The sequence below is a fragment of the Kitasatospora sp. NPDC048540 genome, from assembly GCF_040651175.1.
Lineage (GTDB): Bacteria > Actinomycetota > Actinomycetes > Streptomycetales > Streptomycetaceae > Kitasatospora.
In genome coordinates, this window is record NZ_JBEZIR010000043.1 from 52,148 (window position 1) to 64,312 (window position 12,165).

Annotated in this window: 11 protein-coding genes and 1 pseudogene; all 12 read left to right on the forward strand. The window is 70.9% G+C overall.

The features are described from left to right. Positions 1 to 121 precede the first annotated feature (121 nt). Positions 122 to 1,021, forward strand: a complete 900-nt coding sequence (locus AB0D08_RS18855; RefSeq protein WP_359890031.1) for a LysR family transcriptional regulator — start codon at positions 122 to 124, stop codon at positions 1,019 to 1,021. 267 nt (positions 1,022 to 1,288) lie between these two features. Beyond that, on the forward strand, positions 1,289 to 2,347 hold the full coding sequence (locus tag AB0D08_RS18860; protein WP_149038068.1) for a hypothetical protein: 1,059 nt from the start codon (positions 1,289 to 1,291) through the stop codon (positions 2,345 to 2,347). A gap of 246 nt (positions 2,348 to 2,593) precedes the next feature. Then, the gene (crtI, locus tag AB0D08_RS18865; RefSeq protein WP_033819697.1) at positions 2,594 to 4,138 is read left to right on the forward strand and encodes a phytoene desaturase family protein; all 1,545 of its coding nucleotides are present in this window, start codon (positions 2,594 to 2,596) and stop codon (positions 4,136 to 4,138) included. Continuing rightward, the gene (locus AB0D08_RS18870) at positions 4,135 to 5,049 is read left to right on the forward strand and encodes a phytoene/squalene synthase family protein (protein ID WP_033819698.1); all 915 of its coding nucleotides are present in this window, start codon (positions 4,135 to 4,137) and stop codon (positions 5,047 to 5,049) included. The genes crtI and AB0D08_RS18870 overlap by 4 nt, the downstream gene beginning before the upstream one ends. Beyond that, on the forward strand, positions 5,046 to 5,969 hold the full coding sequence (locus tag AB0D08_RS18875) for a lycopene cyclase domain-containing protein (protein ID WP_051812116.1): 924 nt from the start codon (positions 5,046 to 5,048) through the stop codon (positions 5,967 to 5,969). Before AB0D08_RS18870 ends, AB0D08_RS18875 begins: the two co-directional genes overlap by 4 nt. Continuing rightward, positions 5,966 to 7,366 carry a carotenoid oxygenase family protein gene (locus AB0D08_RS18880; RefSeq protein WP_033819699.1) on the forward strand — a complete coding sequence of 467 codons (1,401 nt, stop codon included), beginning with the start codon at positions 5,966 to 5,968 and terminating at the stop codon, positions 7,364 to 7,366. The genes AB0D08_RS18875 and AB0D08_RS18880 overlap by 4 nt, the downstream gene beginning before the upstream one ends. Positions 7,367 to 7,471: 105 nt before the next feature. Then, positions 7,472 to 8,155, forward strand: coding sequence for an acetoacetate decarboxylase family protein (locus tag AB0D08_RS18885; RefSeq protein WP_359890036.1), 684 nt, complete (start codon positions 7,472 to 7,474; stop codon positions 8,153 to 8,155). Between the two features lie 166 nt (positions 8,156 to 8,321). After that, positions 8,322 to 8,867 carry an isopentenyl-diphosphate Delta-isomerase gene (idi, locus tag AB0D08_RS18890; RefSeq protein ID WP_233288985.1) on the forward strand — a complete coding sequence of 182 codons (546 nt, stop codon included), beginning with the start codon at positions 8,322 to 8,324 and terminating at the stop codon, positions 8,865 to 8,867. 162 nt (positions 8,868 to 9,029) lie between these two features. Further along, positions 9,030 to 9,344, forward strand: coding sequence for a hypothetical protein (locus AB0D08_RS18895; protein WP_033819701.1), 315 nt, complete (start codon positions 9,030 to 9,032; stop codon positions 9,342 to 9,344). After that, entirely contained in the window at positions 9,341 to 10,360 is a 1,020-nt protein-coding gene (gene mvaD / locus AB0D08_RS18900; RefSeq protein WP_359890038.1) for a diphosphomevalonate decarboxylase, read from the forward strand. The genes AB0D08_RS18895 and mvaD overlap by 4 nt, the downstream gene beginning before the upstream one ends. Next, the gene (locus AB0D08_RS18905; RefSeq protein ID WP_033819702.1) at positions 10,357 to 11,349 is read left to right on the forward strand and encodes a hypothetical protein; all 993 of its coding nucleotides are present in this window, start codon (positions 10,357 to 10,359) and stop codon (positions 11,347 to 11,349) included. The genes mvaD and AB0D08_RS18905 overlap by 4 nt, the downstream gene beginning before the upstream one ends. Before the next feature lie 386 nt (positions 11,350 to 11,735). Beyond that, a pseudogene (locus AB0D08_RS18910) lies at positions 11,736 to 12,165 on the forward strand (hypothetical protein); the annotation flags it as partial.

Sequence of the window (12,165 nt, forward strand, 5' to 3'; positions counted from 1 at the left end):
TGATTACTCGGCTGCCCGCGGCGGGGCCCCGGAGCCCCCGTTCCCGCCGGCACGAACGAACCTAGGAGGGCGGCACACATAACACCAGGACGAATTTTCAAGTATGTGATAATCCCTCGTTATGAACGTGGATCTGCGTGACCTGGAGCTCCTGTCCGCCACCGCGGACGCCGGAACCCTCACGGGCGCCGCCGAACGCCTCTTCGTCAGCCAGCCCGCCCTGAGCCAGCGCCTCGGCCGGCTGGAGGACCGCCTCGGCCAGCCGCTGTTCGACCGCCGCGGCCGCCGGCTGGTCCCCAACGAGGCGGGCAGACGCATGCTGGTGGCAGCCCGTCAGGTGCTCGGCGAACTGGAGTCGGCCGCCCGCGACCTGCGCGAGATGCGCGACGGCCACGCCCGCCACGTGAGATTCACCGCCCAGTGCAGCACCACCTTCCAGTGGCTGCCCCCGGTCGTCCGGGCGTTCCGCGAACGGCACCCCGAGGCGGAGATCCGGATCGCCGCCGTGCCCGACGACGCTCCCGTCCCCGCCCTGCTGGCCGGTCTGGTGGACGTGGCCCTCGTGACGAAACCCGACCGCGAGATGGACCGGGTCAGTCTGACCAGGGCGTTCGAGGACGAGATGGTGGCGGTCGTCCCGGCCGGGCACCCCTGGTCCGGCCGTGCCCACGTCACGGCCGAGGACTTCGCCGGGACCCACCTGGTGCTCTACGACGGCTACGACCAGAACCGCATCCCGTCCACCCCGCTGCCGATCCCGCACGGTGCCAGACCCGGGCGCATCACCGTCATGCCCGTGATCACCGACCTCCTCATCGAGATGGTCGCCGCAGGCCAGGGCATCACGGTGCTCCCCAACTGGGTCGCCGCCCCCTACCTCGTCTCCCACGGCCTGAGCACCGTCCGGCTCGGCCCCGAAGGACTCCCCCGCACCTGGTACATCGCCACCCGCAGAGAGCCTCGATCCGCCCACCTGGAAGCCTTCGTGGAGGAACTGACCACCCGGCTCCACATCCGCTGAACCCGCCGACCGGGTGGCCCCGACCACAGCGCCGACGGGCCGGGGCCACCGGGGCGGGCGGTGGAGACGGTCGTCCCCGTCACCGTCCGGGGTGCCGACTCCCGCCCGAACGGACTCCCCTCGGGGCATCGATCGTGGATCCGACCGGATGAAGCTGCACAGAAGGCTCCCTCGGTCGACCGCCGGATACGGGATCCGAAGTGACGGCCAGAGCCCACAGGAATATCTATCCTGTGACTCGTTCAGATTCCAGCCGGGGGTCTCCCGATGTCCTCACCATCAGATTTCGATCACTTCACCCCGAAGCAGATACCTCTGTACTGCCCGATTTCACCCGCCTATCACCCCGGAGAGTCGGCGGCGCAGACGCAGGCCATCGAATGGATGGATCGGCGTCGACTTTTCGACAATACCGGAATCGATCGGGAGAGGGTTTTGGCCACGGGCAGTGCGAGAGCTGCCGGAAGCATGATCCCGGCAGCCCCTGAGGAACTTCTGCTACTACATGCGTCCTATCTATATTTGGGGTTCTCCATTGATGACCTCTTTGATCGCGGACCACTCGGGCAGCGCAGGAGATCCTATCGGAAAATTTCCCCGAAGCTGGCACACCTGCTTGAATCACCTCTGGCGGAACATGACGAGGAAGACCCCCTGCTGAGCTCTTTCGCAACGCTTCGCCAGCAGATTGCCATGAATTCCACCGGGACCCAGATTCGCCTCTGGAGTTCCGCCTTCGAGGCATGGCTGCTCGGTGTCGCCTGGGAGCTAGATTTCACCCATAGATCCTCTGATTTCTCACTCGATGACTATCTGATTCAGCGCCTGTACAGCGGAGCAGCTCGCGCAGCCATCGTATCGGTGGAGATCTGCGGAGGGGGAGGTGAACTGCCGGCAGAGGAAAGAGAGATGCCCTCCGTTGCAGCCATGGGCCAGGCAGCCGGACTGCTCATCAACCTTCATGCGGATCTCTTCTCGTACGCCGGCGAGAAGTCACACAACATCGTCAACGTCCTCACGCGCTCCGAAGGCGGATTGCAGCCCGGTATCAACCGGTCCATCGAACTGTGCAATCGCATCATGGGCCTCTTCGTCCGGCTCCACGAACAGACCGCAGCCGATGTCAGCCCCCCGACACAGAAGTATCTCAAGAATCTAGGACACATGATCAGTGGAAACCTTCAATGGTGCTACGAATCCGCCCGGTACAGGCGTTCTCCGGCTCGGGCACCGCTGCTGTGCCGGGACCGGGTCGGCGATGAATTCCTTGCAGCATCTCCGTGTCCGAGTATCGCCTGGTGGTGGGAGGTCGGACGGCGGGACTGATCCCGGGGGCGCACCGAGCGGGCTCGCCGAGGTGGTAGGCGGACCCTCGGCCCAGGTCCTGCCCGATGGACGGCACGAAAAGGAGGGACGTCCCCCGGGCTACGGCACAGGATGTTCGGAAGCCACCACGCCCGTTTCTCTTCGAAGGCTGCGACCGCGGTGCTCTTCGGCGTCAGGGTGTGCGCAACACGCCGACCGCACGGCAGGGCTGCACCATCGTCGGCGCTCGGGGAAGGGCGGTACAGGATGACCGCAGGTGTCACCGCACACGTGCAGGACGTCGTCGTCGTCGGGGCTGGACTGGCCGGTCTGTCCGCCGCGGTACACCTGGCCGCGGCCGGACGCGACGTCACCGTCGTCGAACAGGGCAGCGCCCCCGGCGGCAAGGCGGGGCTGGTCGAACGGGACGGGTACCGGTTCGACACGGGCCCCACCGTGCTGACGATGCCGGAGCTGATCGAGCAGACGTTCCGGGCGGTGGATGAGGAGATGGACGACCACCTCACCCTGCACCGGCTCTCCCCCGCCTACCGTGCCCATTACCCGGACGGCAGTACGCTGCGCGCCTACGCCGACCGCGACGCGATGGCCGATGAGATCGGCCGCGTCTGCGGTGCCGGCGAGGCTGACGGCTACCGGCGGTTGGCCGCGTACCTGCAGCGGCTCTACCGCGCCGAATACGCGCACTTCATCGATCGCAACGTCGACGGCCCGCTCGATCTGAACGTGGCCGCGCTGGCCCGGCTCGCCGCTCTCGGTGCGTTCGGCGGCCTGGAGGCCAGGATCCGCCGCTACCTCCACGACCCCCGCACCATCCGGCTCTTCTCGTTCCAGGCGCTGTACGCCGGTGTCGCCCCGCACCGGGCCCGCGCCCTGTACGCCGTCATCTCCTACATGGACACGGTCGCCGGGGTGTTCTTCCCCCACGGAGGCATGCACCGCCTGCCGCAGGCACTGGCCGATCTGGCCGAACGGCACGGCGTCACCTTCAGGTACGGGCAGCGGGTCGAGCGGGTGGAGACCACGTTCGGCGGCCGTGCCCGCGCGGTCGTCACGCAGGACGGGGACCGGCTGCCCGCCGACGCGGTCGTCATCACCGCGGACCCGTTCCTGGCCTTCCCCCAGCTGCTGAACCGGTCGCCCAGGAGGCTTCGCTCACTGCGTTTCTCGCCGTCCTGTTTCCTGCTGCTCGCCGGCGCCCCGCGCGGCGCCGCGGACCGGGACCATCATGCGATCCACTTCGGCAGGTCGTGGCGCGGCGGGTTCGAGGAGATCACCCGCCAGGGTCGGCTGATGTCCGATCCGTCGTTCCTCGTGAGCACCCCGACCGTCACCGATCCGGGCCTCGCCCCGCCGGGTCATCACAGCCACTACGTGCTCTTCCCGACACCGAATCTCGCCGACGGCCACGTCGACTGGGACATCCACCGCGGCCCCTACCTCGATCTGGTCCGCCGGACCCTCACCGGTCACGGCTATCCCGAGCTCGCCGAGGACCCGCAGGCGGCCACGGTCACCACACCCGTCGACTGGCAGCGCCGGGACTGTCCGGCCGGGACTCCGTTCAGCGCGGCGCACACGCTCGGGCAGACCGGCCCGTTCCGGACGCCGAACCTGGCCGGCGAGAACATCGTGCTGGCCGGCGCGGGCACCCATCCCGGTGTCGGCATCCCCATGGCGCTGATCAGCGGGCGGCTGGCAGCCGAGCGGATCACCGGTCCCGCACGACGCGGCGCGCCGCCCGGGCGCCCCGGGCCGGTCCGCCTGCAGGCGAGCGGGGGCGGACGGTGAGCGACCGCCGTCGGGCGCTGAGCAGGGCGGGCATCGACGATCCCCGGCTCCAGGACGCCTACCTCTACTGCCGGCACCTCGCCGCGAGCCATGGACGCACCTACTACCTGGCCACCCGGCTGCTCCCGGCGGCCAAGCGGCCGCACGTTCACGCGCTCTACGGCTTCGCCCGCTTCGCGGACGAGATCGTCGACAACGAACCGGAGGCGACCCGAGCCGCTCACTTCGATGCGTGGTCCGCCGAGGTCACCTCGCAGCTGCGGGCCGGCCGGGCCGATCAGCCGGTCGCCCGGGCCCTGCTGAACACCATGCGGCAGTGGGAGATCCCGATCGGCCACGTCGATGCCTTCCTCGCCTCGATGCGTGCCGACCTCACGGTGACCCGCTACCGCACGTTCGAAGACCTCAGCGGCTACGTCTACGGTTCGGCCGCGGTGATCGGCCTCCAGTTGATCCCCATCCTGGAACCGCTGGCCCCGGAGGCGGCGGACCGCGCCCGGGTGATGGGAGAGGCGTTCCAGCTCAGCAACTTCCTGCGGGACGTGGCCGAGGACTACGACCGCGGCCGGATCTACCTTCCGCAGGAGGACCTGGAGCGTTTCGCCGTCAGTGAGGCCGAGCTCGGCAGGACGCGGGTGTCGCGCAACCTGCGGGACCTGCTGCGGTACGAGATCGACCGCAACCGCCGTCAGTACGCTTACGCGGTGGGCGGCATCCCCATGCTGGCGCCCAGTAGCCGTCCGTGCATAGAGACGGCGTTCACCCTGTACGGGGGCATCCTCGAGGCGATCGAGAGCGCCGACTACCAGATCCTCGACCGCCGGGTGTCGGTTCCGCCGCGCACCCGGGTGCGCGTCGCCGCCCGTGCCTGGCGGCAGGCCGGTGCGCTTCGACGGAGCGCGGTGCCATGACCTACCTCGGCTTCCTGGGGTTGTTCCTCGCCCCCGCACTCCTGCTGGCCGCGGTGCTGACCGCTCTCGTGAGCCGGCGGCACCCGGGTCCCGCGCAGCGCGGGCGACTGCGGATGGCGGCCTGGATCACCGCGCTGCTCGTCGTCGCCGCCTTGGTGTGGACGCCTCCGTGGGACAGCTGGATCATTCGGCACGGCGTCTGGAGCTACCCACCGGACGGGGTGCTGGCCACCTGGGGGCGTGTTCCGTTCGAGGAGTACCTCTTCATGGCGGGCCAGACGGTGCTGATCGGCCTGTGGTCGATCGTCTGTCTGCTGGAGGCGGCTCCACCCCGGGTCTTCATCATCGGGTCGCGCGCCGGGCCCCGGCTCCCGGACGGCGGAGGCCCTCCTCTGTACATCCGGCGGCTCGGGGGCGTTCTGCACGGTGCCCGTACCATCCGCGGCCCCGGGCGCCGAACGGTGTTCTGCGCTCTGTGGCTCTCGGCGGCCGCGCTGGGGTCGATCGCCGCCGCCGACACGCGCCTGACCTATCTCGGCGCCCTGCTCGTCTGGTTCGGTCCCCTGCTCGCCCTTCAGGCGGGTGTCGGCGCGGATCTGATGGCCGATCGACGGCGGCTCCGCGCCCTGATGGTGGTGCCGGTGTGGCTGTACCTGTGCGTCATCGACCGGGTGGCCATCGCCGCCGGGACGTGGCGGCTGTCTCCCGAGCGGACCACGGGTCTCCGGCTGCTGGGGCTTCCCGTCGAGGAGGCGATCTTCTTCGCCGTGACCTGCCTGCTGGTCGTCAACGCGCTGGTGATCGCCACCCACCCGCGGGTCGCCGACCGACTGCCCTGCCGCCGTCCTCGCCCCCGTGGCCTCGCCTCGGTCCCCGCACGGGTGGACGTGGCGGAGAGCACGGACGGGAGAGCGACATGACCCGGTTCCCCTTCAGGAGCGGCCAGGAGGCCCTCAGCCCGTACCTGCAGAACGCGTACACACCGGTGACGTGCGAGTCCTCCGGCACGGAGCTGAAGGTCACGGGACGTCTGCCCGGCACCTTGGACGGCCTGTTCACCCAGATCGGGCCGAACCCGGTCCGCCCGCCCCGGCGGACCGGAGCCGGACGGTACACCTGGTTCACACAGGACGGGATGGTCAGCGCGATCCGTATCGCGGACGGCGGGGCCCGCTGGTTCCGCAGCCGCTGGATCCGGTCCCGCCGGGTCTGCAGGGCCCTGCACGAGGCACGGCCGCCGGGGCCGCGCCGGTTCCCGATCGACACGGTGAACACCAACATGCTGGCCCACGGCGGCAGGCTGCTGGCCCTGGTGGAGACCGGCTGCCTGCCGGTGCACCTGGCGCCGACCCTGGAGACGCTGGCCTACACGGACCTCGACGGCGCCGTCCCCCACGGGTTCGCCGCTCATCCCAAGCGCTGCCCGCGCACCGGTGAACTCCACCTCATCGCCGGCAGTCCCCTGCACCGGTGGGCCGACTACCTGGTGCTGGACCGCGACGGACGGCGGATGCACAGCAGGCGGATCGCCCTCGACGGGCGCCCGATGATCCACGACGTCGCCCTCACCCGCCGCCATCTCCTCTTCCTCACCACACCGGTCCAGTTCACGCCCGCACTGGCGGTCCGGGGGCACTTCCCCTACCTGTGGGACCCCGCGCGGCGTACCCGTATCGCCGTGGTCCCCCGGGCCGGGGCCACAGCCGACGTCAGGTGGATCGACGTACCGCAGTGTTTCGTCTTCCACCTGGTCGGCGCCCACGAGACCCCGTCGGGGACCATCGAGCTCACCGCGATCCGCTACCCGCGCATCTTCACCGACCCCGGGGAGGACCCGCTCTCACGCGAGGGCACCCTGTGGAACTGGAGCATCGACCCGTACCGGGGCACCGCCGTCTCCACCCAGCTCGGCGACCTGCCGCACGAGCTGCCGCGGAGCGACCCCCGGCGGCTCGGGGAGCCGCTGCGCTACTTCTACGCACTCACCGGCACCCGGCCCAACGCCCACGCGCTGCGCCTTCCCGACACGGTGATCCGGCACGACCTCGTCACCGGGCGGGATGATCGTTACCGGCTCCCGGAGGACTCGGCCACGTCCGAGGCCGTCTTCATCCCCGATCCCGACCGCCACGAGGAGGACCGCGGATGGATCGCCCACCTGACCTACCGGGCCGACAACCGGCCGGGCACCCTCAGCTTCCTGGACGCGGGCGATCCGGCGGCCGGTCCCGTCGCCACGGTCGAACTGCCCGCCCGGATCGCCACCGGCACGCACAGCAACTGGATCCCGGCCGCGGAGCTCTCCCCGCCGCCCTGACGGTGCTTTCCCTGACGGTGCTTTCCCTGACGGTGCTTCCCCTGACGGTGCTTTCCCTGACAGTGCTTCCCCGACAGCCGAACCACGCCCCTGCTGGAGACTCCGATGACGACAGAGCGCCCGCACCCGGCACCGCCACCACCGCAGACCGCGTACCCGCCCGCCCCGTGGCGGCTCACCGGCCGGATGTACGGCACCGCGCTTCGCCTGCCGGCCGATGCCCTCCCCCGCGAGCTGCGGCCGCCGGCCCCGGTGGGCCGCGACGGCACCCGTCTGCTCGTCGCGGCCTGGGTCTCCTACGACACCAGCAGTGTGGGGCCCTATCGCGAGTTCATGGTCTGCTCGGTGGCGCGCCTGCGTCCTCCCGTCCGGGGGACCGTCCTGAAGATCTGGGTTGACAGCCGCATCTCGCAGGCGGGCGGCCGAGCACTGTGGAGCATCCCGAAGGAGCTCGCGGATTTCACGTTCGCGGCCGGGTCGACCGTCGAGGCGTCCGCCTCCGGAGACGACGGGCGTCTCATCGCCCGGTACACCTTCGTCCCGGCCCGCAGGATCGGTCTGCCCGCCCCGCTGCCGCTCCACGTCCTCCAGCCGACCGACCGTGGTGGTCTGCGACGCTCCCTCTTCCTCCTGGCCGGACGGCCCGGGACGGGGAGCGCGACACTCACCGTGCCCGAGGACAGCCCGGTCGCCTTCCTGCGTCAGGCACGCCCCGTGTGTCACATCAGCCTCACCCGGATGCGGGCCCTGGTAGGACTGCGGTCCCGACTGCTCGGTGCGGGCCGGTGACGCCGGTCGTCGGGGTGGCGGAGGTGCCTGCGGCCGAGGAATCGCGAGCAGATGAGAACCAAGCATTCGACATGGGCCGGCCTTCGAAGTCGAGCCCACGGAAAATTCCACCCGCCGACCAGGGCCTGACGGCTCGGGTCCAGATGCCGGAAGGCGCAGCACAGCCATGAGTAAAACGATGCTGGAACTGGTCGATGCACACGGCCGCACCGTGGGAACGGCCGAGAAACTGTCGGCCCACCAGGCTCCGGGGAATCTGCACCGGGCGTTCTCGGTCTTCCTCTTCGACGCGGACGGCCGGATGCTGCTTCAGCAGCGGGCGCTCGGCAAGTACCACTCACCGGGAGTCTGGTCCAACACCTGCTGCGGCCACCCGGCTCCCGGCGAAGCGCCGTTCCTGGCGGCAGCCCGGCGTATCACGGAGGAGCTCGGCTGCGCGCCGATGCGGCTCCAGGAGGCCGGCACGGTCACCTATGACCTGTCCGACCCGGGTACCGGCCTGGTGGAGAAGGAGTACAACCACCTCTTCGTCGGCATCGTCGATGCGGCCGCCCCCGAGCCCGACCCCCTGGAGGTCGCGGACACCAGCTTCGTCACGCCGGGCCGGCTGCACGAGCTGCGTGCCACCCACCCCTTCTCCGTCTGGTTCCCGATCGTCCTCGATGCGGCCCGACCGGCCGTCGTCGGCCTGGTTCCCGGCGGCGGCTGGTGAGCGCACCCCTGGTGGGTGACGGCTCGATGGCGGCCGACCGTTCGTTGCGGCGGGCGGACCTGCGTTGGGGCGATGGGCTGCCCGTTGGGGCAGGAGCCGTCCGACGGGGGCCGCGCATAGTGGTCTCCAGGGCCTGGATCCAGCCGTAGCGGGGAGACCTTCATGTCATGGACGGACGATATCGAGCGCATCATCGAGATCGATTACCTGCAGATCGCCCAGTGCTTTCCGGCCAGTGACCGGGGCTTCGCGCGCTACCGCGCCCTGTGGCTCGAATCTGTCGCCGACGAGCTGGCCTCCGTGGTGGCCGACCCGACCGGCAGACTGCCGTTGCCCGCCCCGTTCGACCGGCTGGTACGGGCCTACCTCACCGAGCAGGGATCGGGGCCCGTGCCCTTCACAGCCGGCCCGGGAGTTCCTTGTGAGGAACGCCGGCTGATGATCGAGGCATTCCTGGCCCGGGTCGGTGCGCTGTGATCCTTGCACAGGCCCATGCGAATCTGGCGCTGGTCAAGTACTGGGGCAAGACTGCTGAGGGCGGCAACCGTGCCGCGAACGCCAGTCTGTCGGTCACGCTGGACGGTCTCACCTCGCTCGCCGCCGTGCGCTTCCGGTCCCGGGGCGAATCCGACCGGGCCGTGTGGCATCCGCCGGGACCAACCGAGGGCCTGGGACGTTTCGTGGCCCACGCGCGCGAGGTGCTGCGGATCCGCCGGGCGGTGGACGTCGTGGTGCAGTCCAACTTCCCGGTGGGGTCCGGCCTGGCGTCCTCGGCATCCGCCTATGCGGCCCTCACCTACGCGCTGGCGGAGGCCGCCGATGAGGCTCCCGGGAACGTGGACCTGACCGCGCTCGCCCGCAGCGGTTCGGGTTCGGCGTGCCGGTCGCTGTTGGGCGGGTTCGTGGAGTGGCAGGTCGGGGCCGAGGAGACGGTCCGTCAGGTGGCCGCTGCGGACCACTGGCCGCTCGCCGTGGTCATCGCCGTCACCCGCGAGGAACCCAAGCACATCTCGTCGCGGGAGGGCATGGTCCGTACCGCGTCGACCTCCCCGTTCTACCGGGCCTGGCTCGACGCCAATCCGGCCGACCTCTCCCTGGTGCGCGATGCGGTGCAGCGGCGGGATCTGGCCGCGCTCGGTCCGGTCGTCGAGCGCAACGCTTTGCGCATGCACGCGACCGCACTCGGCTCGACTCCCCCGCTGCTGTACTGGGAGCCGGCGACGGTCGCGGTGATGCGCGAGGTGTGGCGGCTGCGGGAGGAGGGGACCGCCGCGTTCTTCTCCATCGATGCCGGTCCGCAGGTCAAGGTGGTGTGCGAGCCCGGCGCGGCCGACGGCGTCGCAGCCGCTCTCACCGAGGTCCCGGGCGTGCACCGGGTGTTGCGTTCCCGACCCGGCCAGGGTCCCCGCATGCTGCGTGAACCGCCGTCCTGGGCGCGGCTGCCGGCCCCGTGGCAGGACACGCCGACGCCGGCGGGAGGGGGCGCGACGTGACCGGCACGCGGGTGTTCGCACCCGGGAAGCTGATGATCGTCGGCGAGTACGCGGTCCTGCACGGCGGACGGTCACTGGTGACGGCCGTGAGCTCCGGCATCGAGTGCCGCAGCGTCCCCCGGGCGGGCGGCTGGTGGCTGACCGCACCGGACCTGGGGATCGACGCCCCGCTGTCGGCCGTGTGGCGGGCGAAGGGCGGGCGTCTGCTCGCGGCGGCCGTCACCGCGGGAGCGGAGGCGTTCGCACTCACCGGACCACGGCACCTGACCGTACGCGGGGTGGGCACGGGCGCGGGCCGCAAGACCGGGCTGGGCGGCAGCGCGGCCGGCACGGTCGCGGTGCTCGGCTGTCTGGGCGCCGTGACGGGTCTCGACCTCGCCGGGGCCGACGTACGTCGCCGGATCTTCGACCTCGCGTTCGCGGTGCACCGCGCCCATCAGGGCGGTCACGGCAGCGGGGCGGACGTGGCCGCGAGTGTGTACGGCGGGTGGGTCGACTACTCGCTGTTCCAGGGCGTGGCCCGGATCAGGCCCGCGGCCGTTCCCCCCGGGCTGCTGCTCGCCGCCGCGTGGAGCGGTGTGACCGCCGATACCAGGGAGAGCCTGGCCGAGTTCGAGATGATCCCCTCCGCCCCGGCGATCCTCGAGCGCATGCACGCGGTCCTGGCGGACTTCTGGGCGGCGGCGGACGCCTCCTGCGCGCCGGCGCTTCTGCGCAGTGTCTCGGGCTACGGCGGCATACTGCACGACGTCGCCTGTGAACTCGGTGTGCCCGCCCGGGCGAGGATCGCCGAGCTGGTCTCCGGGGCCGCCCGGGACGGTGTCGCGGTCAAGGGCTCCGGCGCGGTGGGCGGTGACTGTGTCATCGCGCTCGGAACCGGCCCGGGCCGCCTCGACGCCGTCCGTTCGGTGTGGCGGAAGCTGGGGGCCAAGACGCTGGACCTCACTTCGGACCACGGCGGGATGCGGCTCGTCGACCTCCACGGCTGAGGCCGCTGCACCCGGCGGGGGCGGCCGGGTCCTCGGCCCCCGGGGTGGCCCGGGTCGCCCGGACGTCATGTCCGGCGCTCCTGGTTGCCTGATCCGCTTCCCCTTCGGCGGCTGACCATCACGATCGGTGCCCGTACGGTTGCGCTACATGTCGGGTGACGCCGGCACCCTCCCGCAGGCTCCCCGTAGGGCAGTCCTCGTCGGTGGCGTCGGTGCCGCGGCGGCTCGTCTCCCTGCCTCCGTGCGTCTGTGCACGGCTTCCTTCCACGGCAGGCCGGTACGTGGTGGCAAGGCCGAGCGGACGGTCTCCGGTTCGGTCCGGTCGCCGTTCCTCAACCCGCGGTGCGGGCGTCCGCCCCGCCGCAGGAGCCCCGAAGGAGATTCCGTTGGAACGTCATCGACTGTCCGTCCTGTTCTGCGACCGCCCGCGGGCCGTCGCGCGGATCACTTGTCTGCTGGCTCGGCGGGGTTACGCCCTCAGCGACTTCGGCGTCGAGGTGACACAGTCGGCCGGTATCCGGCGGGCGACGTTCATCGTGGAGCTGGACCGGGTGGATCCGCGGCAGGTCGCCGCCCAGCTGGAGAAACAGGTGGACGTGATCCAGGTCGATCTGCTGCCGGCCGACGGGCCGGTGAGCGGGCCACCGGGGACTTCGCAGGGATCCGCGGTCCCTGCGGTCGGCGCAGACCCGGCGCAGGGGCAGCCGGTTCGCGCCACCTGCCGCCCCACCCCGGTGACCGCGGCCACCGTGCTGCAGCAGCCGTCCGGGATGCCGTTCCACCGCTACGTACCGTTCGGCTCCGTCGACCTGCCGG